We start from the raw sequence: 25,898 nt of genomic DNA, 5'->3' as shown, positions 1-25,898 counted from the left end.
ACTCCACCCCCGTGTGGTCCTTGACCCAAGAATAGAACAAACGCCCGCGCCCCCGCCGTCGGAAACGACAGCGGGGGCGCGGGCGCGATGCCTCGGTCAGGCGTCGATCACACGTCGAAGTACAGCTCGAACTCGTGCGGGTGCGGACGCAGCTGAAGCGGCGCGATCTCGTTCGTGCGCTTGTAGTCGATCCACGTCTCGATCAGGTCCGGGGTGAACACGTCACCCTGGAGCAGGAACTCGTGGTCGGCCTCCAGGCGGTCGAGGACGGCCGGGAGGGAGGTCGGCACCTGCGCGACGCTCGCGTGCTCCTCGGGAGCCAGCTCGTAGAGGTCCTTGTCGATCGGCTCGGCCGGCTCGATCTTGTTCTTGATGCCGTCGAGGCCCGCGAGGAGGAGGGCCGAGAAGGCGAGGTACGGGTTGCCGGAGGAGTCGGGCGCGCGGAACTCGACGCGCTTCGCCTTCGGGTTGGAGCCCGTGATCGGGATACGCATGGCCGCGGAGCGGTTGCGCTGCGAGTACACCAGGTTGATCGGCGCCTCGAAGCCCGGGACCAGACGGTGGTAGGAGTTCACCGTCGGGTTGGTGAAGGCCAGCAGCGACGGGGCGTGCTTGAGGATGCCGCCGATGTAGTAGCGGGCGGTGTCGGACAGACCCGCGTAGCCCGCCTCGTCGTAGAAGAGCGGCTGGCCGCCGGTCCACAGCGACTGGTGCACGTGCATGCCCGAGCCGTTGTCACCGAAGATCGGCTTCGGCATGAAGGTCGCGGTCTTGCCGTTCTGCCAGGCCACGTTCTTCACGATGTACTTGAAGAGCTGGAGGTCGTCGGCCGCGGCGAGCAGCGTGTTGAACTTGTAGTTGATCTCCGCCTGGCCGGCGGTGCCCACCTCGTGGTGCTGGCGCTCGACCTGGAGGCCGGAGGCGGCCAGCTGGAGGGAGATCTCGGCACGCAGGTCGGCGAAGTGGTCGACCGGCGGGGTCGGGAAGTAGCCGCCCTTGTAGCGGACCTTGTAACCACGGTTGTTCTCGACCGCACCGGTGTTCCAGGCGCCGGCCTCGGAGTCGATGTGGTAGAAGCTCTCGTTCGCCGAGGTGGAGAAGCGGACCGAGTCGAAGACGTAGAACTCGGCCTCGGGGCCGAAGTACGCCGTGTCGGCGATACCGGTCGACGCGAGGTAGGCCTCGGCCTTCTTCGCCACGTTGCGCGGGTCACGGGAGTACTGCTCGCCCGTGATCGGGTCGTGGATGAAGAAGTTGATGTTGACGGTCTTGTCGCGGCGGAACGGGTCGACCCGGGCGGTCGACAGGTCCGCGCGGAGCGCCATGTCGGACTCGTGGATGGCCTGGAAGCCGCGGATCGAGGAGCCGTCGAAGGCGAGCTCCTCGGCCGGGTCGAAGGCCTCGGCAGGGATCGTGAAGTGCTGCATCACGCCCGGCAGGTCGCAGAAGCGGACGTCGATGAACTTGACGCCCTCGTCCGCGATGTACTTCTTGGCCTCGTCGGCGTTCTGGAACATCCAGCTCCTCCTACTCCCGACCGTCCCGCCGGGGTGGTAGTTCGTTCGTGCGGCCAGTGCGGGTGGCACACGCTGACCTCGACCCTAGGGACGGGTGGTTTCTCGGGCGTGACTCATTTGTTTCGCACAAGTTAACCGGCTCACCCTCCACCGTAGCCCGGACACACCCCGCCGTGCCCTGGTCATTTACGGGCGCAGTACCGTGGACGGGTGGACAACAGGCAAGCACTCGGATCGTGGCTTTCCGGGCCCCGCGCGGCCGCGGAAGAGGCCGGTGTCGACTTCGGATACCGGGGCGAGCAGCTCGGTCTGCCCGAGGAGGGACCCGGCTCGATCGCCCGCCCGGGCCGCCGGCTCGGCGCCCTCGCCGTCGACTGGGGTCTGTGCCTCCTGATCGCATACGGTCTCATCACCCAGCGCTACAACGACGCGGCCCAGATCTGGGCGCCGCTCATCATGTTCGCGCTGATGGTCCTCACGGTCGGTACGGTCGGGTTCACCCCGGGCAAGCGTCTGCTCGGCCTGCGGGTGCTCGCCCTGGACACCGGCCGGGTCAGCCCGTGGCGCGCCGCCCTGCGCACGGTCCTGCTCTTCCTCGCGATCCCCGCCCTGATCTGGGACCGCGACGGCCGCGGCCTGCACGACCGGCTGGCCGGCACGGTCGAGGTCCGCATCTGACCCGAGGAACGAACCGACCGACATGAACGAGGGGCGTCCGGTCACACCGGGCGCCCCTCGTTCATGTCGTGTGCGGGGTGTCAGCGAGCCTTCGGCCCGCCCTTCGGCAGCCGCATGCCCTTCGGCATCGGACCCTTCGGCAGCGGCATGTTGCTCATCAGGTCACCGAGGGCGCGCAGCCGGTCGTTGGTGGCCGTGACCTGCGGGCCGGTCAGCACCCGCGGGAGCTTCAGCATGGTCGTCCGCAGCTTCTTCAGTTCGACCTGGCCCTCGCCCGTGCCCACGACCAGGTCGTGCACCGGGACGTCCGCGACGATGCGGTTCATCTTCTTCTTCTCGGCGGCCAGCAGGGACTTCACCCGGTTCGGGTTGCCCTCGGCGACCAGGACGATGCCGGCCTTGCCGACCGCCCGGTGCACCACGTCCTGGCTGCGGTTCATCGCCACCGCGGGGGTCGTCGTCCAGCCCCGGCCGATGTTGTCGAGCACCGCCGCCGCGGCGCCGGGCTGTCCCTCCATCTGCCCGAAGGCGGCCCGCTCGGCCCGGCGCCCGAACACGATCGCCGACGCGAGGAAGGCGAGCAGGAGGCCCAGGATGCCGAGATAGATGGGGTGACCGATCAAGAAACCGATCGCGAGGAAGACACCGAAGGTGACGATTCCGACTGCCGCGAGTACAAGGCCGATCTTCTTGTCGGCCTTGCGGGTCATCTTGTAGGTCAGAGCGATCTGCTTCAGTCGCCCGGGGTTCGCAGCGTCCGCTGCAGGTTCCTTCCTCGCCATGCCCCGAAGTCTACGTGGCCCCACAAGCGCCGACGACGGCAGTGCCCGCGGGGGCCCCTGGGGGAGGGCCGGAGGGTCAGGGACGGACGGACAGGGACTGCTCGACGACGCGCTGCGTCTCGACCCGGTCCTTGGCGCGACGACGGTCCTCGAGCACGGAGTTCCAGGCGTTGCGGCGGGCGGTGCGCTGACCGCTGCTCATCAGCAGCGACTCGACGGCACGCAGTGCGGTCGTGAAGGACGGAATCGCGGTGGCGCGGACGGGCGGCGCGGCCTGCATGGGTGAGGTCCCCCCTCGGGTACGTGGTGTACGTGCTGTGAGTTCAGCGTCACTGATTGGTGTTACCAGGGCGTGACCGGCCGGTCAAACACCCATGAAGCCCCGGCGGGGAGTGGTGGAACGCCGACGCGGTCCTGACATGTGCCCTCATCTGCGAGGACGGTCAGGACCGCGTCAAATCGGTCACTACCGGCGGGTAGTCTCTTGTGCGCGAATTCACACGCTTGTCTCGCCCCTCGACGGGAAGGGGTGGTGACGGTTCGTCAGACGGCCTGCGCCGCGATGTGCCCGTCCCCCTGCCGCGGAGCGGCCGAATGACGCTGCTCCACGGCCATCTGGTAGAGCCGCCCGGCGCGGTACGAGGAGCGCACCAGCGGCCCGGACATCACGCCGGAGAAGCCGATCTGCTCGGCCTCTTCCTTCAGCTCGACGAACTCGTGGGGCTTGACCCAGCGCTCCACCGGGTGGTGGCGCACGGAGGGCCGCAGGTACTGCGTGATGGTGACCAGCTCGCAGCCCGCCTCGTGCAGCTGCTTCAGCGCGTCGCTGACCTCCTCGCGGGTCTCGCCCATGCCGAGGATCAGGTTCGACTTGGTGACCAGGCCGTAGTCGCGCGCCTCGGTGATCACCTTCAGGGAGCGCTCGTAGCGGAAGCCGGGGCGGATGCGCTTGAAGATCCGCGGGACCGTCTCGACGTTGTGCGCGAACACCTCGGGCCGGGAGGAGAAGACTTCCTCCAGCTGCTCGGGGACCGCGTTGAAGTCGGGGGCCAGCAGCTCGACCTTCGTACGTCCGGCCTCGCGTCCGGCGGTCTGCTGGTGGATCTGGCGCACGGTCTCGGCGTACAGCCAGGCGCCGCCGTCCTCCAGGTCGTCGCGGGCGACGCCGGTGATCGTGGCGTAGTTCAGGTCCATCGTGACCACGGACTCGCCGACACGGCGGGGCTCGTCGCGGTCGAGCGCCTCGGGCTTGCCGGTGTCGATCTGGCAGAAGTCGCAGCGCCGGGTGCACTGGTCACCGCCGATGAGGAAGGTCGCCTCGCGGTCCTCCCAGCACTCGTAGATGTTGGGGCAGCCGGCTTCCTGGCAGACCGTGTGCAGGCCCTCGCTCTTCACGAGCTTCTGCATCGCGGTGTACTCGGGACCCATTTTCGCCCGGGTCTTGATCCACTCGGGCTTGCGCTCGATGGGGGTCTGGCTGTTGCGGACCTCCAGGCGCAGCATCTTGCGTCCGTCGGGTGCGACTGCGGACACGACCGGCTCCCTAGCGATTGATTCTTCGGCGTCCTCAAGGGTACGCCCGTTGATTTGAAACCCGGCGGCTCGTCCTACACGCCGGACGGGCTGGCGGTCGCCGGTGCCTTCTCGATCTCCCGCGGCTTGGGTTCCGCGCTCTCCAGGACCTCCCGCAGATGCCGCTCGACGACCGGCAGGACCTCCTCGATCGTCACGTCCCGGCCGAGCTCGCCCGCCAGGGAGGCGACGCCCGCGTCGCGGATGCCGCACGGGATGATCCGGTCGAACCACTTGTTGTCGGGGTTCACGTTGAGGGCGAAGCCGTGCATGGTGACGCCCTTGGCCACGCGGATGCCGATCGCGGCGATCTTGCGGTCCTCCCGGCGCTGGCCCGCGTTGGACGGCGCGTACTCCGGGCCGTTCATGCGCGGGTCGAACTCCTCGTCGTGCAGCCGGGGGTCGAAGTCCAGCGCCAGCCCGCCGAGTGCGGGGCGCTGCTCGACCGGGTCGCCCAGGATCCACACGCCGCTGCGGCCCTCGACCCGGCTCGTCTCCAGGCCGAACTCCGCGCAGGCGCGGATGAGGGCCTCCTCCAGGCGGCGCACGTGCGCCACGACGTCCACCGGGCGCGGGAGCTTCTGGATCGGGTAGCCCACCAGCTGGCCGGGGCCGTGCCAGGTGATCTTGCCGCCGCGGTCCACGTCGATGACCGGCGTGCCGTCGAGGGGCCGTTCGTCGTCCGCCGTGCGCCGTCCGGCCGTGTAGACCGGAGGGTGCTCCAGGAGCAGCACGGTGTCGGGGACCTCGTCGGCGAAACGCGCCGCGTGCACCCGGCGCTGCTCGTCCCACGCCTCCTGGTACTCGACGGCCTCGTCACCGAACCCCATGCGGACGAACCGCAACTCACTCACGGCAAGCGCCTCCCTCGGACGGGTTGTCAGGCACGTAACGCGCCCAAGCCACTGTACGTCCGGCCCGGACACGTCAGTCCCGGGGGCAATCCTCACACGATCGGATGAATGTCCGTGAAAATGTGTGATGGCGTGCTTACTCTCCGCTACATTCGCGCCGTCCAGCAAGCCAAAAGGCCTGCTCACAGGCAATCCGGCACATCACCAGCACCGGAAGGCAGGAGACCGCACCGCACCATGACGGAACGACCCGCGCAGCGCACCCCCAACCGACAGCTCGCCGCGCTCATCGCAGAAGCGGGGTTCTCCAACGCGGGACTCGCCCGTCGCGTGGACCAGCTCGGTCTCGAACACGGGCTTGATCTGAGATACGACAAGACATCCGTCACCCGGTGGCTGCGCGGTCAGCAGCCCAGGGGTACCACGCCCGCCCTGATCGCCGAGGTCTTCACCCGGCGCCTGGGCCGCCGCCTCACCGCCCAGGACCTCGGCCTGGACGCCTGCGCCCCGGTCTACGCGGGGCTGGAGTTCGCCGCCACCCCGGAGGAGGCCGTCGACATCGTCAGCGGGCTGTGGCGCAAGGACTCCGGCAGCCACGCCGAGCTCCGCAAGATCGCCTTCACCCCGGCGGGGCTCGTCGTGCCCAGCCGCGACTGGCTGATCGGCCGGGCCGACGAGAAGGTCGCCCGGGGCGAGCCGGCCGCCGCCCGTGTTCCGGTGCAGGGCCGCCTCGCGCTGCGCCCCACGGCCACGGCCGAGCAGGGCGTGCCGTCCCTGCCGCGCCAGCGCGGCGGGGCCGAGCGCGGACCCGGCCAGAAGGTCACCGCGGGCGACATCGCGGCCCTGCGCTCGGTCGGCGAGCTGTTCCGCACCCTCGACGACGCCTACGGCGGCGGTCACGCCCGCCAGGCCCTCGTGCGCTACCTGGAGCACGAGTGCGAGCCCATGCTGCGCGGCACCTACGGCGAGCAGACCGGCCGCCGGCTGTTCGCGGCCGCCGCCGACCTGACCCGGCTCGCGGGCTGGACGTCGTACGACATCGCCGCGCACGGACTCGCCCAGCGCTACTTCGTCCAGGCGCTGCGGCTGGCCCAGGCGGCAGGGGACCGGACGTACGGGGCCTATGTGCTGGTCACCATGAGCCGCCAGGCCGTCTACCTCGGGCACGGGCGGGAGGCCGTCCAGCTCGCCCGCGTGGCGCAGCAGGGCGCCGGCACCTCAGGACCGCCCGTCGTCCAGGCCCTGCTGCACGCCTCCGAGGCGCGCGGGCACGGGGTGCTCGGCGAGGTCCGGGCCTGCACCGCGGCCCTCGTCCGGGCCGAACGCGCCCTGGAGACGGCCCGGCCCGGGGACGACGTCCCGCACTGGGCGAAGTTCTTCGACGAGGCCCAGCTCGCCGACGAGTTCGGCCACTGCCACCGCGACCTGCAGCAGTTCCGCGCCGCCGCCCAGCACGCGGAACGCTCACTCCAGCTCCGGGCCCCCTCCTACGCCCGCAGCCGACTCTTCTGCCGGGTGGTCCTCGCCACCGCCCGCCTGGGCCTCGGCGAACTCGACCAGGCCTGCCAACTCGCGGCGGAAGCGGCTGGCCAGGCGGCGGAGATGCGCTCGGTGCGGGCGGTGGAGTACGTGCGGGACTTCGAGCGCCGCTTGGAGCCGTACAAGGACGCGGCGCCGGTGCGTACTTACCGTGACAAGGTATCGGCCTTGGGGTGAGGTTCTGAGGGGCGCGGGGCTGTGGCGATGTGCGGCTCCGCCGCGTGGGCGCGATCAACCCCCACGCACCCGCGGCCGACGAACCACCTAAGCAGCCCTCGGCACAGTCGGCAGCGGATCGGCGACATGCATCGACCGCCCCGCCCCCAAGTCCGCCAAGATCGCCGCCGACGCCCGATGCCCGGAGTGCAAAGCGCCCTGGACCGTACTGGTGTCCCGGTGATCCCCGCACACATACAGGCCCGCAAGCAACCGCACCGGCCGCCGCAGATCATGCGGCGGCCGCATCGCGGGCACGGCCTCGGCCGTCTGGTGCACGGCCAGCGTCTCCCACCGCGCCGTCGACACCCCGTACAACCGCGCCAGATGCATCCGCACCGCCGTGTCGACGTCCCCCGGCGGCCGCCCGAGAACCGTCGACGACACCAGCGCCCGCCCCGCCGGTGCCCGGGACGGATCGACATGACTGACCACCGCCGTGTGCGCGACCGGCCCGCCCAGGTCCGCGTCGAGCAGCAGGGACGCCCCCGTCCCCGGCGGCTCGTCCGTCGTGTGGTGCACCACCGTCACCGGATGGAACTCCGGCACCCGCAACCCGGGCAGCAGCTCGGCGGCGGCGCGCGCACCCGTCGCCACCAGAACCGCCCGGCACCGGATCTCTCCGTGCTCCGCGGTGGTCACCGACGTCGTCGAGACGGAGGTGACGCGCACGCCGGTGTGCACCGTGCCCGGCGGCAGCATGCGCGCCAGCAGCTCCGGCAGGGCCTCCGCGCCGCCCTCCGGCAGACACAGCCGGCCCCGTGCGAAGGCGCGCAGCGCGAGGTCCGCGCACCGGCTGGATGTCGTCAGGTCCGGGTCGCAGAGCAGCGCCGCGAGCAGTGGACGCAGGAAGCCGTCGATCGTACGGGCGGGCAGCCCGCGCGCCGCCAGGGCCTCACCGGCGGGCAACTCCGGCCGGGCCAGCAGCCGTTCGGCCGGTGTGCCCGCCAGCCGGGTCAGGGCGGCGCCCAGCCGGGCCTGGTCGACGGCGGTGCCGAGTGGGGCGCCGGACCGGCTCCGGGGGACGGAGACCTGCCGGCCGGGCACGGCCACCGGCCGCCTGGGCGGCCGCGGCGCGGACGGCGGCCGGGGAGCACTCGCCAGCGCGCGTACCGCGTGCAGTGCGCCCCGTGCGCCCCCTGCGCCCGGCTGGACGCCGGCGCGGTGGTGGCGTCCGTCGCCGTGCAGCAGGACACCCGGCGCGAAGGGCCGCAGCACCAGCCCGTCCAGACCGGGTGTCAGACGTAGTTCGGGATATGCCGTGGACAGCAACTGGCCGACCCTGTCGAGCCGGAAGCCGTCGACCTTCTCCGTCGCCATGCGGCCGCCGACCCCGTGGGCGGCCTCCAGGACCATGGTCGTCACTCCTGCGCTGGTCAGCCGGTGCGCGGCCGAGAGTCCGGCGACCCCGGCTCCCACGACGACCACGTCCGCCTGGTACGCGGGCTCAAGCACGTGCCCCTCCTCGAGGTTGCGCGGGCGCTGGAGACGTCATGCCCTCAACAGGCCGCAGGGATACGCGAGTTCTGGTCGAGGGTAGGACCGTGATCGGTCAGGGGGAGTCGCGCATCGACAGGGCACGGTCGCACGGCGGTCGCATACGGACGCCTGGTGGGCATGAAGTGGTCGCAGGGGACTGGTGTGCGCCTCGAGGAGCTGTCTCGGAAAAGCCGGTCGGATCCCGGACAGGCGGCCGGTGTGCGCCACTGAGGGCCCGGTCCGCCAGGGCCGGCAGCCGTCACAGCGCCGCCCGGATCGCCCCCTCGATCTCCGGGAAGGCGAACCGGAAGCCCGACTCCAGAAGGCGCGTCGGCAGCACCCGGACGCTGCCGAGGACGTCCCCGGCCATCTCGCCGAGCACGGTCCGCAGCACGGCCGCGGGCACCGGGAACAACGTCGGGCGGTGCAGCACACGTCCCATCGCCGCCGTGATCTCACGGTTCGTCACGGGGTTCGGGGCGGTGACGTTGAACGGCCCGGACAGGCCGTCGGTCTCGATCAGATGCCGGATCGCGGCGACCTCGTCGTGCAGCGCGACGAACGACCAGTACTGCCGCCCGTCGCCCATCCGCCCGCCGGCCCCGGCCTGGAACAGCGGGAACAGCCGCCCCCAGGCGCCGCCCTTGCGGGAGACGACCAGCCCGGTCCGCGTGAACACCGTGCGGACACCGGCCTCCTGGGCGGGTGCGGCGGCCCCCTCCCACTCCACGCACAGCGAGGGCAGGAAGCCCTCTCCCGCGGGTGCGCTCTCGTCGACCGTCCGCTCCCCGGTCTCGCCGTAGTAGCCGATGGCGCTGCCGTTCACGAAGACCCGCGGCCGGTCCTTCGCGTCCAGCGAGGCGACCGCCTCGGCGAGGGCCGCCGTGCCCTTCACCCGGCTGTCGCGGATCCGCTGCTTGTAGGCCTCCGTCCAGCGCCGGTTGCCGACGCCGGCCCCCGCCAGGTTCACCACCGCGTGGCACCCGGCGAGCCCGGCCGCGTCCACGTGCCCGCCCTCGGGGTCCCAGCGAATCTCTCCGGCCTCGCCGGGCGTGCCGCGCACCAGGCGGTGCACCTCGTGACCCTCGGCGGTCAGGGACCGCACCAGTGCGCCGCCGATGAGACCGGACGCACCCGCCACCGCAATCCTTGAATGTTCCATAAATCCATCCTGCCGGGTGGCAACCGTAAAACCCTTGCAAGGCATTGATCCGCTCGCCATAGGGTGACGCCCATGCCCGAACTCCCCGCACCGCGCATCCGCGCCGCCCGGCCCGAGGACGACGGGGAACTGGCCCTGCTCGACCGGCTCACCTGGTCGCACCTGCACGCGGTGATGCCCGAGCCGCAGCCGCCGTACCCTCCGTTCTTCAGCGAGCGGCACGCCCCCGAGGACTGCCTGGTCGCCGAGCTCGGCGGCCGTCTCGCGGGCTATGTCCACCTCGGTTTCCCCACCCCGCTCGACTCGAACCGGCACGTCCGCCAGATCCAGGGCCTCGCCGTCGCCGAGGAGGCGCGCGGCCTGGGGGTCGGCCGGGCACTGGTCCGGGCCGCCGTCGACGAGGCCCGCCGGCGCGGCGCCCGCCGCATCAGCCTGCGGGTCCTCGGGCACAACAAACCGGCCCGGGCGCTCTACGAGGCCGAGGGGTTCGTGGTCGAGGGGATCCTGCCCGAGGAGTTCCTGCTCGACGGGGCGTACGTCGACGACGTGTTCATGGGGCGCTTCCTGTGAGGCCGGGCTAGGACGGGGCCGGCTCGCCCGTGTCCACCGGGGCCGTCGCGGCCGACGCGCGCCGGGCGTCGGAGGCGACCTCGTCCGCCGTCAGGACGTAGCCCGTCTCCGCGTCCGAGGTGGAGCGGGCGAAGACCACGCCGAAGACCCGGCCGTCCGTGGTGAGCAGCGGGCCGCCGGAGTTGCCCGGGCGGACCGTGGAGCGGATCGAGTAGATCTCCCGGGTGGCCGTCCCGTCGTTGTAGATGTTCTGGCCCCTCGCCTGCACCCGGTTCGCGACCGTCGCCGCCTGGAGGTTCAGGTCGCCGTCCTGCGGATAGCCCGCGACGACCGCCGAGTCGCCGCGCTCGGCGTCGTCGTCGAACCGCAGCACGGGCGCCCTGAGACCCGGCACGTAGAGCACGGCCACGTCCTTCTGCGGGTCGAAGAGCACCACCCGCGCCTCGTACGTCCGCCCGACCCCGCCGATCTGCACGGTCGGCTCGTCGATGCCCGCCACGACATGGGCGTTGGTCATCACGTGTTCGCGCGCGTACACGAACCCGCTGCCCTCGCGGCCCTGCGTGCCCGCGACGCCCTCGACCTTCACCGTGCTCCGCTTGGCCGCATCGGTGGCCGCCGCCGTGACGCTGTCGCCGGTGGGCCTCGCGACCTCGGCCGTCGACTCGTTCTCGAAGGGGTTGAAGACCTGCGGGAAGCCCGCCTGGGTCAGCGCGGAGGTGGCCCCCGAGAACCAGGCCGGCGTCGTGTCGGGCATCGTCCGCTGCACCGTGCCGAGCAGCCGCGAGTCCCGGATCGCCGAGGTGACCAGCGGTGACGAGGACGCGCCCAGGACGCTCGCGGCCACCCACGCCACGATCAGCACGGCCACCGCGTTGGCCACGGCCCCGCCGATCCCGTCCGCCACCCTGAGCGGCCCCCGGTCCAGCTCCCGCCGCAGCCGCAGCGCGAGGCGCCCCGCCAGCTCGTGCCCCACCACCGCCGGGAGCAGCACCGTGAACACCGCCGCCACCGTCGCCCGCGTCGTCCCCGGCTCCACCAGGTCCATGACCCACGGCAGGATCCACACGCCGACGACCGCGCCGCCCACGAAGCCCGCCAGCGACACACAGCCGGCCACCAGCCCGCGCCGGTACCCGGACGCCGCGTAGGCCAGGACGACCAGCAACAGCAGGATGTCGAGCAGGTCCACGCACGCCGCCTTTCTCTCGGAACCCCTTAATACGCGGGGGGAGGGCCCGGTGATCAGTCACACGCGCACGGGTTGATCGGAATCGGCCACGCGGGCGTGCACACGGAAAAACGTCGCGGACCGTGACGATGGTTCCACCGGGTGGCACATCACACATCGCGGACGGACCGGATCAGGCCGACAGTGGGAACCATGCGTGTCTTCCGAAGACGGCGGGGCGCACGCAGGCACTCCGCCGACGGGACACCCGGCATAGCCGGCCTGCCGCGCGCGGCCCGGGCGGTGCTCGGCTGCCTGCCGGGCGTCGCCGCCGTCGTGGCGCTGGTCCTGTGCGCCCACGGCGTCGAGAACGCCGCCGAGACCGGCTCCCGCGCCGCTCCGCCCTCTGCCCGGACCACTTCCTACGCCGCCCCGCGCCCGCCCATCGTGCCCAGAACGCACTGGCTGGGCGACGCCGCCCGCGCGCAGCCCCGCCCGCGCTACGACGACCGGGTCGCCGCCGTGTTCGTCCACCACACCGACTCGCCCAACGGCTACGACTGCGCCGACGCGCCCCGCATCCTCCGGGACCTCTACACCGGCCAGACCGGCACCCGCGACTGGGACGACATCGGCTACAACTTCGTCGTCGACCGCTGCGGCACCATCTACGAGGGCCGCGCCGGCGGTGTGGAGCGCGCCGTCACCGGCGCCCACACCCAGGGCTTCAACCACCGCACCGCCGGCATCGCCGCCCTCGGCACCTTCACCGAGGGCATGCCGGTCCCGCAGCCCATGATCCGCGCGATCGCCGCGCTGTCCGCCTGGAAGCTGGGCATGACCGGCACCGACCCGCGCTCGGACGTCCGCCTGGTCTCCAGCAACGGCCTGAGCCGCTACGCGGCCGGCTCCACCGCCAGGCTCCCCGCCCTCGCCGGCCACAACGACGGCTACATGACCAGCTGCCCCGGCGCCGCCCTGCACGCCCGCCTGCCCGAGATCAGACAGCTCGCGGCCCGGCTCCAGGGCCGGCCGGACGGTGCACAGGAAGGCCACAGCGAACGCGCAGCGTCCTGAGATCAACGCCCCCTACGGTCGTCCCCACAGACACCCGACCGGAGGTGGGGACGATGAACGACGGTCGTACGAAGGACACGGCGAACGCGGCGGGCCCGGAACTGCGGACGGGGGCCACACGCGGCCCCTGGGCGGTGCTCTGCGCGGTCGTGACCGTCGTCCTGGGCCCGGCAGCGGTCACCGCGTCCGCCCTCGACCAGGCCAACGCCGCTCCGATGCACCACGTGGTGCGGGCCGATCAGACGCACGCGTGCATCCCGTCCGACACGAGCCGCCGCCGGGTCGCCTGATCAGCCCCTGAAGCGCTCCCACAGCCGGGGGTAGCGCTCGGCGAGCAGGCCCTCGTTCTCGAAGTCGAGCGGCGTGCCCTCCGGTTCCGGGGGCGGCGGCGCGATCGCCAGGTCGGGGGCGACGACGCCGGTGAGCTGCTCGTAGGCCTCGTCCGCCGCGTAACCGAGCTCCTCGCCGTCGCCGTCGATCTCCTCGTCGAACTCGCCCAGCAGATCGGCGAGCGCGTCCGGGTCGTGCACGGCGCCCTCGAACACCTCGCGGCCCTGGCCGATCAGCCAGCACCGGAAGAAGTCGAAGGCGTCGTCGCTCGCCCCGTCGAGCAGCACCCAGGCGGCGCCCCACAGATCCCAGCGGTAGGCGCGGTTGTAACGGGACTCGAAGTGCCGGGCGAAGTCCAGGACCGAGTCCGGGTCCAGCTGGGCGAGCCGGTCCACGAGCAGGTCGGCCTGCTCCTCCGGGTCGCCCTCGGCGGCCTCCCGGGTGTCGTCCACCAGCTCCCAGAACTCCGTCTCGTCCATCACGGGTCAAGCATCGGCCCTGGGACACAGGGGCGCACCCGGAGTGCGCGGGATCGTTATGCGCCGCCCTCAGGCCGGTAGAGCCGGGCCAGCCGCGCCGCGTCCGCGGCGAACCGCTCGCGCAGGCTCTCCGGCGCCAGCACCTCCACCTCCGGGCCCAGCGCCGCCAGCTGGGTGTGTGCGACCTCCTCGGACTCCACCGGGAGGTCCACCGTCACCCAGCCGCCCTCGTCGGGGGCGCCCGCGTCCGCCAGGGCCTCCCGGGCGGTCAGCGCGTCCAGGGCGTACGGCAGTGCGCGCACGCCGTCGGGGGACAGCCGCACCACGACCCGCGTCCGCAGGATGGAGCGCGCGAACTGCTCCGCCCGTTCCTCCCAGAACGCGGGCAGGTCGAAGTCCGGGTCCCGCTCGAAGCGCTCGCCGTCCGCGTCCACCGCCGTGAACCGGTCGATCCGGTACACCCGGAAGGACGCACTCCCGGCCACCCGGGCGCACAGGTACCAGACGCCCGCCTTCAGCACGAGCCCGTACGGCTCCAGCTCCCGGACGACCTCGTCCTCCCCGCGCCGGTAGCGGGCGCCGATCCGCCGGTCGTCCCACACCGCGTCGGCGACCGCCGGCAGCAGCGCGGGCGTCTCCGGCTCCTTGAACCAGTTCGGCGCGTCCAGATGGAACCGCTGGGAGGCCGTCCTGGAAGCGTCCCGCAGGGAGGGCAGCAGCGCCGCCGACACCTTCAGCCGGGCCGCCGAGGCGGCGTCCTCCAGGCCCATCTCGCGCAGCGCCCCCGGCACCCCGGACAGGAACAGCGCCTCGGCCTCGCCGCGGTGCAGCCCGGTCAGCCGCGTCCGATACCCGCCGACCAGCCGGTAGCCACCGGCCCGGCCCCGGTCCGCGTACACCGGCACGCCCGCCTCCGACAGCGCCTGCGCGTCCCGGGTGACCGTCCGCTCCGACACCTCCAGCTCACGGGCGAGTTCGGCGGCGGTCATGGAAGGCCGGGACTGGAGCAGCAGCACCATCTTGATCAGCCGGGCAGCACGCATGGCCACATCATGCAGCAGGCCCCCGCCGCGGCGGGGGCCTGCCGATCACCGGTCCTTACAGACCGTACTTCGCGCGCGCTTCCTTCACGGCCGTGGCCTTCACCTCGCCGCGCTTGGCGAGCTGGGCCAGGGCCGCGACGACGATCGACTCGGCGTCGACGCCGAAGTGGCGGCGGGCCGCCTCACGGGTGTCCGAGAGGCCGAAGCCGTCGGCGCCCAGCGAGGACCAGTCCTGCTCGACCCACTGCGCGATCTGGTCCGGGACCTGGCGCATGTAGTCGGAGACCGCCAGCACCGGGCCCTCGGCACCCTGGAGCGCCTGCCGCACGAACGGCACCCGCTCCTCGCCGCGCAGCAGCGCCTCGTCCGCCTCCAGGGCGTCCCGGCGCAGCTCGCTCCAGGACGTCGCCGACCACACGTCGGCCGCCACGTCCCACTCCTCGGCGAGCAGCTGCTGCGCCTTGAGCGCCCAGTGGATCGCCGTACCGGAGCCGAGCAGCTGGATCCGCGGGGCGTTCGCCGGGGGCGTGATGCCCGCCGACTCCGCCGTGTTGAAGCGGTACAGGCCCTTGACGATGCCCTCGTCGATGCCGTCGACGGACGGCTTCGCGGGCTGCGGCAGCGGCTCGTTGTAGACGGTCAGGTAGTAGAAGACGTTCTGGTCCTCACCCGGGGCCGCCTCGCCGTACATCCGGCGCAGACCGTCCTTGACGATCGTCGCGACCTCGTAGGCGAACGCCGGGTCGTACGACAGCGCCGCCGGGTTCGTCGCCGCGATGACGGGGGAGTGCCCGTCGGCGTGCTGCAGGCCCTCGCCCGTCAGCGTCGTACGGCCGGCCGTGGCGCCGACGAGGAAGCCGCGGCCGAGCTGGTCGCCGAGCTGCCACATCTGGTCGGCCGTGCGCTGCCAGCCGAACATCGAGTAGAAGATGTAGAACGGGATCATCGCCTCGCCGTGCGTCGCGTACGACGTCGAAGCGGCGATGAAGTCGGCCATCGAACCGGCCTCGGTGATCCCCTCGTTGAGGATCTGGCCGTTCTGGGCCTCCTTGTAGTACATCAGCTGGTCGCGGTCGACCGGCTCGTACGTCTGGCCCTTGGGCGAGTAGATGCCGAGCGACGGGAACAGCGACTCCATACCGAAGGTGCGCGCCTCGTCGGGGACGATCGGCACCCAGCGCTTGCCCGTCTCCTTGTCGCGGACCAGGTCCTTCACCAGGCGGACGAACGCCATGGTGGTGGCCACGTTCTGCGAACCGGAGCCCTTGTCGAAGGAGGCGAACGCCTTCTCCGCCGGGGCGGGCAGCGGGGCGACCGGGTGCACGCGGCGGGCCGGGGCCGGACCGCCCAGGGCGGCACGCCGCTCCTGGAGGTAGCGGACCTCGGGGGAGTCGGCGCCCGGGTGGCCGTAGGGCACCACGCCGTCGACGAAGTCGCTGTCCTTGATCGGCAGCTCCAGCAGGTCGCGCATGTTCTTGAACTCGTCCACCGTCAGCTTCTTCATCTGGTGGTTGGCGTTCTTCGACGCGAAGCCCTCGCCGAGGGTGTGGCCCTTGACCGTCTGGGCCAGGATCACGGTCGGCGCGCCCTTGTGCTCGACGGCGGCCTTGTACGCGGCGAACACCTTGCGCGCCTCGTGACCACCGCGCGAGAGGTGGAAACACTCGAGGATCTTGTCGTCGCTCAGCAGCTTCGCCATCTCCACGAGCGCCGGGTCGCCGCCGAAGAAGTCCTGGCGGATGTAGGCCGCGTCGCGGGTCTGGTACGTCTGGATCTGCGCGTCCGGTACCTGGCGCAGGCGGCGTACGAGCGCGCCCGTGGTGTCGAGCCGGAACAGCTCGTCCCAGGCCGTGCCCCACAGCGTCTTGACCACGTTCCACCCGGCGCCGCGGAACTGGGCCTCCAGCTCCTGCACGATCTTGAAGTTCGCGCGGACCGGGCCGTCGAGGCGCTGCAGGTTGCAGTTGATGACGAACGTGAGGTTGTCGAGCTCCTCACGGGCCGCCAGCGCGAGGGCCGCCGTCGACTCGGGCTCGTCCATCTCGCCGTCGCCGAGGAACGCCCACACGTGCGAACCGGCGGTGTCCTTGATGCCGCGGTTGGCCAGGTAGCGGTTGAAGCGCGCCTGGTAGATCGCCGACAGCGGGCCGAGACCCATGGAGACCGTCGGGAACTCCCACAGCCAGGGCAGCCGGCGCGGGTGCGGGTAGGAGGGCAGGCCGTTGCCGCCCGCCTCCCGGCGGAAGTTGTCGAGCTGCTCCTCGTTCAGACGGCCGTCGAGGAACGCGCGGGCGTAGATGCCGGGGGAGGCGTGGCCCTGGATGTAGAGCTGGTCGCCGGAGCCGTCGGCCTCTTTGCCCTTGAAGAAGTGGTTGAAGCCGGTCTCGTACAGCCAGGCGGCGGAGGCGAAGGTGGCGATGTGGCCGCCGACGCCGTACTTGCTGCCCCGGGTCACCATCGCGGCCGCGTTCCAGCGGTTCCACGCGGTGATCCGCTGCTCCATCGCCTCGTCACCGGGCACGGCCGGCTCGGCGGCGGTGGGGATGGAGTTGACGTAGTCGGTCTCGAGGAGCTTCGGCAGCGCGATGCCGGCGCCCTCGGCACGCTCCAGCGTGCGCCGCATCAAGTACGCGGCACGGTGCGGCCCGGCCGCCTCGGCGACCGCGTCCAGGGAGGCCTGCCATTCGGCGGTCTCCTCCGGGTCCCGGTCCGGGAGCTGGTCGAGCTCGCTCGGCTGGATGGCGTTGGGGTCGGTCATGTCGCCGCCTTCCTCAGTCGAAGGGGGTTCCCTCATCGGTAAGGGTTCGGGGGTGCCCTTTGTCTTTGGCAGGACAGGGCGCGGGGCTTGGGTGGCAAGCCCGTCGGCGACTGTAACTTGCTGATCGATGATCGATCAAAGGGTTGAGAGGCAAAACCTCTTGATCACGAGAAAGTAGGCACGGGGTGCCTCCGGCAGTGGCACGCGGTGACTGGTTTTCGAACGGTTTTCGCAGGTCGGAGGCGTTTGAGCGGGGATGTGCTCGAGTGTCACGCCCGGGGCGCGCAGCCCAGGACGTGCGCCTTCACGAGTTCGGCGATCCGGGGGTCGCGGCGCTTGAAGGCGGCGACGAGCTCCTCGTGCTCCTCGGCGTACGACTGCTGCTGGGTGCCCAGCCAGCGGATCGACAGGGCCGTGAACACCTCGATGCCGAGGCCTTCCCAGGTGTGCAGCAGGACGGAGTTGCCCGCGGCGCGGACCAGTTCGCGGTGGAAGGCGACGGTGTGACGGACCTGGGCCGTGCCGTCGGAGACGCGGTCCGCCTCGTACAGGGCGCTCACGTGGGGCTCCAGTGCCGAGCAGTCCTCCGCGAGGCCCGGGGAGGCCAGTTCCGCGGCGATGGCCTCCAGGCCGGCCCGGACCGGGTAGCTCTCCTCCAGGTCGGCGGCCGTGAGGTTGCGGACGCGCACGCCCTTGTTCGGAGCGGACTCGATCAGGCGCAGGGACTCCAGCTCGCGCAGGGCCTCGCGGACCGGGGTCTGGCTGACCTCCAGCTCGGTGGCGATCCGGCGCTCCACGATCCGCTCGCCCGGCTGCCAGCGTCCGCTGATGATCCCCTCCAGGATGTGCTCGCGGATCTGCTCGCGGAGCGAGTGGATGACGGGCGCGGTCATGAGGGCTCCTTACGCGGGATTGACGTTTAGACAATACGGCCGGTTCGCTCCGCTGGTGGGGCCGACGTGGGCGCTGTCGCGCAGGTGAGACGAGGCGCACATGGTGTTTGCGACGTAGGTGAGCTCGGACCGGACGGTCCGCGGGCGGCTGCGGGCCGTGGGTGCTCGATCGCGCAGTTCCCCGCGCCCTCGGGGTACGACGGTGCCCCGCCCGGAAGATCCGGACGGGGCACCGATCAGCCGTGGACCAGCAGGTCAGAGACCCAGCTCGACCTCGAACTCGCCGGCCTCCAGGATGGCCTTGACCGCCGTCAGGTAACGGGCGGCGTCGGCGCCGTCCACCAGGCGGTGGTCGTAGGACAGGGTCAGGTACGTCATGTCGCGGACGCCGATGACCGTGCCCTCCTCCGTCTCGATGACGGCGGGGCGCTTGACCGTCGCACCGATGCCGAGGATCGCGACCTGGCCCGGCGGCACGATGATCGTGTCGAAGAGCGCGCCGCGCGACCCGGTGTTGGAGATGGTGAAGGTCGCACCGGACAGCTCGTCCGGGGTGATCTTGTTGGCGCGGACCTTGCCCGCCAGGTCGGCCGTGGCCTTGGCGATACCGGCGAGGTTGAGGTCACCGGCGTTCTTGATGACCGGGGTCATCAGGCCCTTCTCGGAGTCCACCGCGATACCGACGTTCTCGGTGTCGAAGTAGGTGATGGTCCCCTCGGCCTCGTTGATCTTGGCGTTGATCGGCGCGTGCGCCTTCAGCGCCTGGGCCGCGGCCTTGACGAAGAACGGCATCGGGGAGAGCTTGACGCCCTCACGGGCCGCGAACGCGTCCTTGGCACGGGCGCGCAGCTTCATCAGGCGCGTGACGTCGACCTCGACGACCGACGACAGCTGGGCCTGCTCGTGCAGGGCCTTGACCATGTTGTCGCCGATGACCTTGCGGATCCGCGGCATCTTGATGGTCTGGCCGCGCAGCGGGGACGCCTCCAGCACCGGGGCCTTCTTCGCGGCCGACGGAGCGGCGGCGGCCGGAGCCGGGGCAGCGGTGGCGGCCTTCGCGGCCTCGGCGGCGGCGACGACGTCCTGCTTGCGGATACGGCCGCCGACGCCGGTGCCCTTGACGGCGGACAGGTCGACGCCCTGCTCGGCGGCGAGCTTGCGCACCAGCGGGGTGACGTAGGCGCCGTCGTCGGCCGGCTTGGCGGCGGCCGGAGCGGCCGGGGCCTGGGCCGGAGCCGGGGCCGGCGCGGGAGCGGACGGAGCCGGCTCGGGAGCCGGGGTGGTCTGCTGCTGCGGGGCCGGAGCCGACGGGGCCTGCGGGGCCGGGGTGGGCTGCGCCGGGGCCGGAGCCGGGGTGGGCTCGGGCTGGGCCGGGGCGGCCGGGGCCTCCTGGGCCGGGGCGGCGGCCGGAGCCGCACCCGCGACACCGATGACGGCGAGCTTGGCGCCGACCTCGGCGGTCTCGTCCTCGCCGACCACGATCTCCAGCAGCGTGCCCGAGGTGGGCGCCGGAATCTCGGTGTCGACCTTGTCGGTGGAGACCTCGAGCAGCGGCTCGTCGGCCTCGACGCTGTCACCGACCTGCTTCAGCCAGCGGGTGACGGTGCCCTCGGTGACGGACTCGCCGAGCGCGGGCAGGACGACGTCCGTGCCCTCGGCGGAGCCGCCGCCGGCAGCGGCGTCGGCGGAGGGAGCGGGCGCCGGGGCGGCCTGCTCGGTGGACGGGGCGGCCGCGGCCGGCTCGGGAGCGGGCTCGGCGGCCTGCTCCGCGGCGGGGGCCGGGGCGGCGGCGGGCGCGCCGCTGCCGTCGTCGATCAGGGCCAGCTCGGCGCCGACCTCGACCGTCTCGTCCTCGGCGACCTTGATGGAGGACAGCACGCCGGAGGCGGGGGAGGGGATCTCGGTGTCGACCTTGTCGGTGGAGACCTCGAGCAGCGGCTCGTCGGCCTCGACGCGCTCACCCTCGGCCTTCAGCCAACGGGTGACAGTGCCCTCGGTGACGCTCTCGCCGAGCGCCGGAAGGGTTACGGAAACCGCCATGGTTTCGGTTGCTCCTTACGGAAAGTGCGGAAGTCTGTGTCGTCGCGTTCGTCGACCGAGGGGTCAGTCGTGCGCGTGGAGGGGCTTGCCGGCCAGGGCCAGGTGGGCCTCGCCGAGCGCCTCGCTCTGGGTGGGGTGGGCGTGGATGAGCTGCGCGACCTCGGCGGGCAGCGCCTCCCAGTTGTAGATCAGCTGGGCTTCGCCGACCTGCTCGCCCATGCGGTCGCCGACCATGTGGACGCCGACGACGGCACCGTCCTTGACCTGGACGAGCTTGATCTCGCCCGCGGTGCCCAGGATCTTGCTCCTGCCGTTGCCCGCGAGGTTGTACTTCAGAGCGACGACCTTGTCCGCACCGTAGATCTCCTTGGCCTTGGCCTCGGTGATGCCCACGGAGGCGACCTCGGGGTGGCAGTACGTCACCCGCGGGACACCGTCGTAGTCGATCGGAACGGTCTTCAGGCCGGCCAGGCGCTCCGCCACCAGGATGCCCTCGGCGAAGCCGACGTGCGCGAGCTGGAGGGTCGGGACGAGGTCACCGACGGCGGAGATGGTCGGCACGTTCGTGCGCATGTACTCGTCGACCAGGACGTAGCCGCGGTCCATGGCGACGCCCTGCTCCTCGTAGCCCAGGCCCTGGGAGACCGGGCCGCGGCCGATGGCCACCAGCAGGACCTCGGCCTCGAACTCCTTGCCGTCGGCGAGGGTGACCTTGACGCCGTCCTGGGTGTACTCGGCCTTCTGGAAGAAGGTGCCCAGGTTGAACTTGATGCCGCGCTTGCGGAACGAGCGCTCCAGCAGCTTGGAGGAGTTCTCGTCCTCGACCGGGACGAGGTGCTTCAGACCCTCGACGATCGTGACCTCGGTGCCGAAGGACTTCCACGCGGAGGCGAACTCGACGCCGATGACACCGCCGCCCAGGATGATCGCGGACTTCGGCACGCGGTCCAGGACGAGGGCGTGGTCGGAGGAGATGATCCGGTTGCCGTCGATGTCCAGGCCGGGCAGCGACTTCGGCACGGAGCCGGTCGCGAGCAGGATGTGGCGGCCCTCGACGCGGCGGCCGTTCACGTCGACGGACGTGGGGGAGGACAGTCGTCCCTCACCCTCGATGTACGTCACCTTCCGGGAGGCGACGAGCCCCTGCAGGCCCTTGTACAGGCCGGCGATCACGCCGTCCTTGTACTTGTGGACCCCGGCGATGTCGATGCCCTCGAAGGAGGCCTTGACACCGAACTGCTCGCTCTCGCGGGCCTGGTCGGCGATCTCGCCCGCGTGCAGCAGGGCCTTGGTGGGGATGCATCCCCGGTGCAGGCAGGTGCCGCCGACCTTGTCCTTCTCGATCAGGGCGACGTCCAGGCCCAGCTGCGCCCCGCGCAGTGCGGCGGCGTAACCACCGCTGCCACCGCCGAGGATCACTAGGTCGAAAACGGTGCTGGCGTCGTTCGCCACGTCACGTCCTCCATGCATGTGCGCCGTGAGCCGGTCTTCAGAGACCGGCAGGCGGCTGGTGTCCGGCCGCTCGTTCTTCGGCCCTTCGGTGGGGCCCTGTCCTGCCGAGCCCCATCTTCGCACTTGTCAGCACACAAGGAGACGCCGGGCTGCGGTGTGAGACGCCCCACGTTCAGATGAGCCGCGCCCGAAGGAGCGGCCCGCAGGGGCGCGGGGAACTGCGCGAGCAGCCCCCACACCCCCGCACTCGCCACACAGCGGACGAGACCGAGCTCTCAGGCGCAGGTCAGCCCAGATCCCCGGCGGCGGTCAGCTCCGCGAGCCGCACCAGCGTCCGCACGGCCGTCCCCGTGCCGCCCTTCGGCGTGTACCCGAAAGGCCCGCCCTCGTTGAAGGCCGGCCCGGCGATGTCCAGGTGCGCCCAGGTGATGCCCTCGCCCACGAACTCGCGCAGGAAGAGACCGGCGACCAGGCCGCCGCCCATCCGCTCGCCCATGTTCGCGATGTCGGCCGTGGGGGAGTCCATCCCCTTGCGCAGGTGCTCCGGCAGCGGCATCGGCCACGCCGGCTCCCCGACCTCCTCGGCGGCCTCGCACAGCGCGGCGCGGAACGCGTCGTCGTTGCCCATGATCCCGAACGTCCGGTTGCCCAGCGCCAGCACCATCGCCCCGGTCAGCGTCGCCACGTCCACGATCGCGTCGGGCTTCTCCTGCGACGCCGCCCACAGCGCGTCGGCCAGCACCAGCCGGCCCTCGGCGTCGGTGTTGAGCACCTCGACCGTCTTGCCGCTGTACATCCGCAGCACGTCACCCGGACGGGTCGCGGACCCGGACGGCATGTTCTCGGCCAGGGCGAGCCAGCCGGTGACGTTGACCTCCAGGCCGAGACGCGCGGCGGCGACGACCGCGGCGAACACCGAGGCCGCACCGCTCATGTCGCACTTCATCGTCTCGTTGTGACCGGCCGGCTTCAGCGAGATGCCGCCCGAGTCGTAGGTGATGCCCTTGCCGACGAAGGCGAGGTGCTTCTTCGCCTTGGAGGAGGTGTACGACAGCTTGACCAGGCGCGGTCCCGCCGCCGAGCCGGCCCCGACGCCGAGGATGCCGCCGTAGCCGCCCTTGACCAGGGCCTTCTCGTCGAGCACCTGCACCTTGATGCCGTGCTCCTTCGCCGCGGCCTGGGCGATCGCGGCGAACGACTCGGGGTTCAGGTCGTTCGGCGGGGTGTTGACCAGGTCGCGGGCGCGGTTGAGCTCCTCGGACACGGCGGCGGCACGCTCGACGGCGGCCTTGTACGCCTTGTCGCGGGGCTTGCCGCCGAGCAGGGCGATCTCGGCGAGGGGAGCCTTGCCGTTCTTCGCCTTGGGGTCCTTGCCGTTGTCCTTGTAGGCGTCGAAGGAGTACGCGCCGAGCAGCGCGCCCTCTCCGATCGCGCCGGCGTCGGCGGCGTCGCCCAGAGGCAGTGCGAAGGCGGCCTTCTTCGAACCGGCCAGGGCGCGGGCGGCGACGCCGGCGGCCTTGCGCAGGGCCTCGGTGCCGTACTCGGCGTCCTTCTCCGGGACCGCGCCCAGTCCGACCGCCAGGACGAGCGGTGCCTTGAAGCCGGACGGCGCCGGCAGCTTCGTCACCTCGCCCTCGCCGCCGGAGGCGCCGAGAGTCTCCAGAACGCCGGCGAGCCTGCCGTCGTACGCCTTGTCCACGGCCTCGGCGCCCGGTGCGACGACCGGCCCCTTGGCACCCTTGGCGACACCGATCACGATCGCGTCGGCCCGCAGGCCGGGCGCCGCGGCGGTGCTGAGAGTGAGAGCAGTCACGGTGGTGAAATCTCGCTTCCGATGTGAAGTTGCTGTGGTCGAACGGTGTGGGTCGACCGGGCCCGACAGCCGACCCTATTCCGACCTCAGGGTCCGGGATCCGCGGGGCCTTTCCCGGTGCGGCGAACACTCGACGACGAGACTACGCGCGTGGCCCGGTTCGCTCATTCCTGCGGACGTTCACCTGTCGGTGGCGTAGTGGCCATTTCTTGATCCTCCATGTCGGTGAACTGAGTCACACTCGTCGCGATCCGGTGAGCGCCGTGCTCGCCGCTTTGCATGATTTCCACGGATCCTCCTCTGTTCGACCGCAAGGGGATTCCTGGGATCTTCTGGGGGAGGAACCATGGCGCAGCGTGCGCGCAGATGGAAGAACACGGCCGCCGCGATGACGGCGGCCGGCATGATCACGGCCGGGGCGACAGCGCCCGGGGCGGCGGCCGCGGCGGAACCACGCATCGATCTGAAGGTGCTGGTGGTGGACAACGGCGACGGCCCCGTCAAGGCCGTCACCGCCCAGCTGAAGAGCACGGGCATCCCGTACACGACCATCGACCTGAACGACTCCGGACGGCCGAAGATCACCGCCTCGTTCCTGAGCGACACCGTGAGCGGCCGGCCCCGCGCCAAGTTCCAGGGCGTCGTCCTGCCGAACGAGGCCCCGTTCGGCGCGGGCTCCGCGGAGCAGACCGCGCTGGAGACCTACGAGCGGACCTACGGCATCCCGCAGGTCGACGCCTACACCTGGGCGCACCCGGAGGTCGGACTCGACTACACCAGCGAGGGTGGCTGGGCGGGCACTCTTGACGGGCGCGAGGCATCCGTCACCGCGGCCGGGAAGGCCGGCTGGTTCGGCTACCTCGACGGCGCGTTCCGCTTCGAGGACAACTCCCCGGCCGTGCAGGAGAGTTACGGCTACGCCGCCCGGCCCCGCACCGGCTTCACCAGCTACGTCGACATCCCCGTGCCCGGCGGCACCGGCCGCGGCAGCCTCGTCGGCGAGTACGCCCACGACGGCCGCCGCGAACTCGTGGTGACCTTCGCCTACAACAACAGCCAGCAGCAGTTCCGCCTGCTGGCCCGCGGCATCGTCGAGTGGCTCACCCAGGGCGTGCACCTCGGGCAGACCCGCAACTCCTTCGCGGTACACGTCGACGACGTGTTCGCCCCGGACAGCCGCTGGGACACCGAACGCAACTGCACCCCGGGCGACTTCGACTGCGCGGGCGGTGACGGCGAGGGCACCACGCCGATCCGCATGACCGCGGACGACGCCGCCTACGCCGCCCAGTGGCAGCGCGAGCACGGCTTCACCATGGACATGGTCTTCAACGCCGGCTCCGGCGAGGAGTGGAAGACCGAGCACGGCGGTACCGACGCCCTCGCCGCCCGGCTGCTCGCGGACAAGGCCCAGTACCGCTGGGTCAACCACACCTACACGCACCCGTTCCTCGGCTGCGTCCAGGACACCTCCAGCGTGCCGTGGAGCTGCGCGAAGAACGCCGACGGCTCGACGAAGTACATGAGCCGCGCCGAGATCGCCGGGCAGATCCGCGACAACCACAACTGGGCGGTGAACAAGGGCCTTCCCATCGACCGCACCGAGCTGGTCACCGGGGAGCACTCGGGCCTGAAGACCCTGCCGCAGCAGCCGAACGACAACCCCAACCTGGCCGGCGCCCTCGCCGACACCGGTGTCAAGTGGATCGCCTCGGACAACTCCCGCGAGCCCGAGCAGCGGGCGGTCGGCAACGCCCTGACCGTCCCGCGCCACCCGATGAACGTGTACTACAACGTGGGCACGGCGGCCGAGATGGCCGACGAGTACAACTGGGTCTACACCTCGCGGGCCGACGGCGGCAGCGGTGTCTGCGAGGACAACCCCACGTCGACGTGTCTGGACGAGCCGCTCGACCCGGCCACCGGCTACGCCGGGCACATCGTCCCGCAGGAGGCGCGCATCGCCCTCGGGCACGTCCTCGCGGGCGACCCCCGGCCGCACTACGCGCACCAGTCCAACCTGGCCGAGGACCGGCTGCTCTACCCGGTCATGGAGAAGGTGCTCGCCGACTACCGGGCACTGTTCACCGACAGCACCCCGCTGGAGAACCCTCGGCAGAGCGCCATCGGCACGGAGGTGCAGCGCCGCGCCGCCTGGCAGACCGCCCTGGTGAACAACCGGGTGACGGCGTACCGCATCGGCAACACGGTCACGGTCAGCGCCCCGTCGGGGACGCAGATCCCGGTGACCGCCCCGGAGGGCACGAAGAAGCAACTCCTGCTGGGGACCAGCGCCTTCGGCACCCCGTACGCGGGAGCCCGCTCGGCCTGGACGACCCCGGCGGCGCTCCAGTCGGCTCTCACGCTCAAGTTGCCCTAAGGGGTCCTTGCACTATGCCCGCCCGGGTCGCGCGGCCTGGCACCGCACCTCGCCGCGTTGCCGAAACGCCCACGTGGCTCCGCCACGAGGGCG

General features: G+C 71.6%; 22 protein-coding genes. 6 read left to right on the top strand and 16 right to left on the bottom strand.

The genetic code is table 11. The features are described 5' to 3' along the window. Positions 1-107 precede the first annotated feature (107 nt). Positions 108-1,517: a type I glutamate--ammonia ligase gene (gene glnA, locus AB0G20_RS00250; RefSeq protein ID WP_361293432.1), complete on the bottom strand. Its 1,410-nt coding sequence runs from the start codon at positions 1,515-1,517 to the stop codon at positions 108-110. A 210-nt stretch (positions 1,518-1,727) separates the two neighbouring features. Between glnA and AB0G20_RS00245 the strand changes: the two genes are divergently transcribed. Then, positions 1,728-2,195: an RDD family protein gene (locus AB0G20_RS00245; protein WP_361293429.1), complete on the top strand. Its 468-nt coding sequence runs from the start codon at positions 1,728-1,730 to the stop codon at positions 2,193-2,195. Positions 2,196-2,275: 80 nt separating this feature from the next. On the opposite strand, the gene AB0G20_RS00240 is transcribed toward AB0G20_RS00245, so the two are convergent. The 4 genes from AB0G20_RS00240 to lipB form a co-directional block, all read right to left on the bottom strand. After that, entirely contained in the window at positions 2,276-2,977 is a 702-nt protein-coding gene (locus AB0G20_RS00240) for a DUF4191 domain-containing protein (RefSeq protein ID WP_361293426.1), read from the bottom strand. A 76-nt stretch (positions 2,978-3,053) separates the two neighbouring features. Continuing rightward, positions 3,054-3,257 carry a hypothetical protein gene (locus tag AB0G20_RS00235; protein ID WP_361293423.1) on the bottom strand — a complete coding sequence of 68 codons (204 nt, stop codon included), beginning with the start codon at positions 3,255-3,257 and terminating at the stop codon, positions 3,054-3,056. Positions 3,258-3,520: 263 nt separating this feature from the next. Next, positions 3,521-4,510, bottom strand: a complete 990-nt coding sequence (gene lipA / locus AB0G20_RS00230; RefSeq protein ID WP_361293420.1) for a lipoyl synthase — start codon at positions 4,508-4,510, stop codon at positions 3,521-3,523. A gap of 74 nt (positions 4,511-4,584) precedes the next feature. Beyond that, positions 4,585-5,403 carry a lipoyl(octanoyl) transferase LipB gene (gene lipB, locus AB0G20_RS00225; RefSeq protein ID WP_361293417.1) on the bottom strand — a complete coding sequence of 273 codons (819 nt, stop codon included), beginning with the start codon at positions 5,401-5,403 and terminating at the stop codon, positions 4,585-4,587. 237 nt (positions 5,404-5,640) lie between these two features. Between lipB and AB0G20_RS00220 the strand changes: the two genes are divergently transcribed. Beyond that, positions 5,641-7,119 (top strand): regulator, encoded by a 1,479-nt coding sequence (locus AB0G20_RS00220; protein WP_361293414.1) that lies wholly within the window; start codon positions 5,641-5,643, stop codon positions 7,117-7,119. A gap of 87 nt (positions 7,120-7,206) precedes the next feature. Here the strand turns inward: AB0G20_RS00220 and AB0G20_RS00215 are convergent, their stop codons facing one another. Beyond that, entirely contained in the window at positions 7,207-8,613 is a 1,407-nt protein-coding gene (locus AB0G20_RS00215; RefSeq protein WP_361293411.1) for an NAD(P)/FAD-dependent oxidoreductase, read from the bottom strand. 283 nt (positions 8,614-8,896) lie between these two features. Then, on the bottom strand, positions 8,897-9,799 hold the full coding sequence (locus tag AB0G20_RS00210) for a TIGR01777 family oxidoreductase (RefSeq protein WP_361293408.1): 903 nt from the start codon (positions 9,797-9,799) through the stop codon (positions 8,897-8,899). A 72-nt stretch (positions 9,800-9,871) separates the two neighbouring features. On the opposite strand from AB0G20_RS00210, the gene AB0G20_RS00205 reads away from it, so the two are divergent. Then, positions 9,872-10,369 (top strand): GNAT family N-acetyltransferase, encoded by a 498-nt coding sequence (locus AB0G20_RS00205; protein WP_361293405.1) that lies wholly within the window; start codon positions 9,872-9,874, stop codon positions 10,367-10,369. A gap of 7 nt (positions 10,370-10,376) precedes the next feature. Here the strand turns inward: AB0G20_RS00205 and AB0G20_RS00200 are convergent, their stop codons facing one another. Next, complete coding sequence (locus tag AB0G20_RS00200; RefSeq protein ID WP_361293402.1) at positions 10,377-11,561, bottom strand: MarP family serine protease; 1,185 nt, start codon at positions 11,559-11,561, stop codon at positions 10,377-10,379. Between the two features lie 192 nt (positions 11,562-11,753). Here AB0G20_RS00200 and AB0G20_RS00195 point away from each other — a divergent pair, with 192 nt between their 5' ends. Next, the gene (locus AB0G20_RS00195; RefSeq protein WP_361293399.1) at positions 11,754-12,617 is read left to right on the top strand and encodes a peptidoglycan recognition protein; all 864 of its coding nucleotides are present in this window, start codon (positions 11,754-11,756) and stop codon (positions 12,615-12,617) included. Positions 12,618-12,670: 53 nt separating this feature from the next. Then, positions 12,671-12,907 carry a hypothetical protein gene (locus tag AB0G20_RS00190; RefSeq protein ID WP_361293396.1) on the top strand — a complete coding sequence of 79 codons (237 nt, stop codon included), beginning with the start codon at positions 12,671-12,673 and terminating at the stop codon, positions 12,905-12,907. Here the strand turns inward: AB0G20_RS00190 and AB0G20_RS00185 are convergent, their stop codons facing one another. The 8 genes from AB0G20_RS00185 to AB0G20_RS00150 form a co-directional block, all read right to left on the bottom strand. Next, complete coding sequence (locus AB0G20_RS00185; RefSeq protein ID WP_361295737.1) at positions 12,908-13,426, bottom strand: DUF4240 domain-containing protein; 519 nt, start codon at positions 13,424-13,426, stop codon at positions 12,908-12,910. 56 nt (positions 13,427-13,482) lie between these two features. Next, positions 13,483-14,469, bottom strand: a complete 987-nt coding sequence (locus AB0G20_RS00180) for a WYL domain-containing protein (protein WP_361293393.1) — start codon at positions 14,467-14,469, stop codon at positions 13,483-13,485. A gap of 55 nt (positions 14,470-14,524) precedes the next feature. Further along, positions 14,525-17,227, bottom strand: coding sequence for a pyruvate dehydrogenase (acetyl-transferring), homodimeric type (aceE, locus tag AB0G20_RS00175; RefSeq protein ID WP_361293390.1), 2,703 nt, complete (start codon positions 17,225-17,227; stop codon positions 14,525-14,527). Between the two features lie 269 nt (positions 17,228-17,496). Then, entirely contained in the window at positions 17,497-18,120 is a 624-nt protein-coding gene (locus AB0G20_RS00170) for a GntR family transcriptional regulator (RefSeq protein WP_248501128.1), read from the bottom strand. Between the two features lie 255 nt (positions 18,121-18,375). Then, complete coding sequence (gene sucB, locus AB0G20_RS00165) at positions 18,376-20,160, bottom strand: 2-oxoglutarate dehydrogenase, E2 component, dihydrolipoamide succinyltransferase (protein ID WP_361293386.1); 1,785 nt, start codon at positions 20,158-20,160, stop codon at positions 18,376-18,378. Between the two features lie 63 nt (positions 20,161-20,223). Next, positions 20,224-21,612 (bottom strand): dihydrolipoyl dehydrogenase, encoded by a 1,389-nt coding sequence (lpdA, locus tag AB0G20_RS00160; protein WP_361293383.1) that lies wholly within the window; start codon positions 21,610-21,612, stop codon positions 20,224-20,226. 286 nt (positions 21,613-21,898) lie between these two features. Beyond that, complete coding sequence (locus AB0G20_RS00155; protein ID WP_361293380.1) at positions 21,899-23,425, bottom strand: leucyl aminopeptidase; 1,527 nt, start codon at positions 23,423-23,425, stop codon at positions 21,899-21,901. A 164-nt stretch (positions 23,426-23,589) separates the two neighbouring features. After that, positions 23,590-23,715 (bottom strand): hypothetical protein, encoded by a 126-nt coding sequence (locus AB0G20_RS00150; RefSeq protein ID WP_361293377.1) that lies wholly within the window; start codon positions 23,713-23,715, stop codon positions 23,590-23,592. 56 nt (positions 23,716-23,771) lie between these two features. Here AB0G20_RS00150 and AB0G20_RS00145 point away from each other — a divergent pair, with 56 nt between their 5' ends. Further along, entirely contained in the window at positions 23,772-25,805 is a 2,034-nt protein-coding gene (locus tag AB0G20_RS00145; RefSeq protein WP_361293374.1) for a hypothetical protein, read from the top strand. Positions 25,806-25,898 lie beyond the last annotated feature (93 nt).

It is taken from the genome of Streptomyces sp. NPDC024017 (genome assembly GCF_040638895.1).
Classification (GTDB): Bacteria; Actinomycetota; Actinomycetes; order Streptomycetales; family Streptomycetaceae; genus Streptomyces.
This window is presented reverse-complemented; position numbering and strand designations above follow the sequence as displayed.

Bases quoted from the DNA above. Each gene is read 5' to 3' on its own strand.
- AB0G20_RS00210 (WP_361293408.1), bottom strand. From the start codon at position 9,799: ATGGAACATTCAAGGATTGCGGTGGCGGGTGCGTCCGGTCTCATCGGC.
- aceE (WP_361293390.1), bottom strand. From the start codon at position 17,227: ATGACCGACCCCAACGCCATCCAGCCGAGCGAGCTCGACCAGCTCCCG.
- AB0G20_RS00145 (WP_361293374.1), top strand. From the start codon at position 23,772: ATGGCGCAGCGTGCGCGCAGATGGAAGAACACGGCCGCCGCGATGACG.
- AB0G20_RS00185 (WP_361295737.1), bottom strand. From the start codon at position 13,426: ATGGACGAGACGGAGTTCTGGGAGCTGGTGGACGACACCCGGGAGGCC.
- glnA (WP_361293432.1), bottom strand. From the start codon at position 1,517: ATGTTCCAGAACGCCGACGAGGCCAAGAAGTACATCGCGGACGAGGGC.
- AB0G20_RS00170 (WP_248501128.1), bottom strand. From the start codon at position 18,120: ATGACCGCGCCCGTCATCCACTCGCTCCGCGAGCAGATCCGCGAGCAC.
- AB0G20_RS00240 (WP_361293426.1), bottom strand. From the start codon at position 2,977: ATGGCGAGGAAGGAACCTGCAGCGGACGCTGCGAACCCCGGGCGACTG.
- AB0G20_RS00205 (WP_361293405.1), top strand. From the start codon at position 9,872: ATGCCCGAACTCCCCGCACCGCGCATCCGCGCCGCCCGGCCCGAGGAC.
- AB0G20_RS00220 (WP_361293414.1), top strand. From the start codon at position 5,641: ATGACGGAACGACCCGCGCAGCGCACCCCCAACCGACAGCTCGCCGCG.
- AB0G20_RS00190 (WP_361293396.1), top strand. From the start codon at position 12,671: ATGAACGACGGTCGTACGAAGGACACGGCGAACGCGGCGGGCCCGGAA.
- AB0G20_RS00235 (WP_361293423.1), bottom strand. From the start codon at position 3,257: ATGCAGGCCGCGCCGCCCGTCCGCGCCACCGCGATTCCGTCCTTCACG.
- AB0G20_RS00195 (WP_361293399.1), top strand. From the start codon at position 11,754: ATGCGTGTCTTCCGAAGACGGCGGGGCGCACGCAGGCACTCCGCCGAC.
- AB0G20_RS00180 (WP_361293393.1), bottom strand. From the start codon at position 14,469: ATGCGTGCTGCCCGGCTGATCAAGATGGTGCTGCTGCTCCAGTCCCGG.
- sucB (WP_361293386.1), bottom strand. From the start codon at position 20,160: ATGGCGGTTTCCGTAACCCTTCCGGCGCTCGGCGAGAGCGTCACCGAG.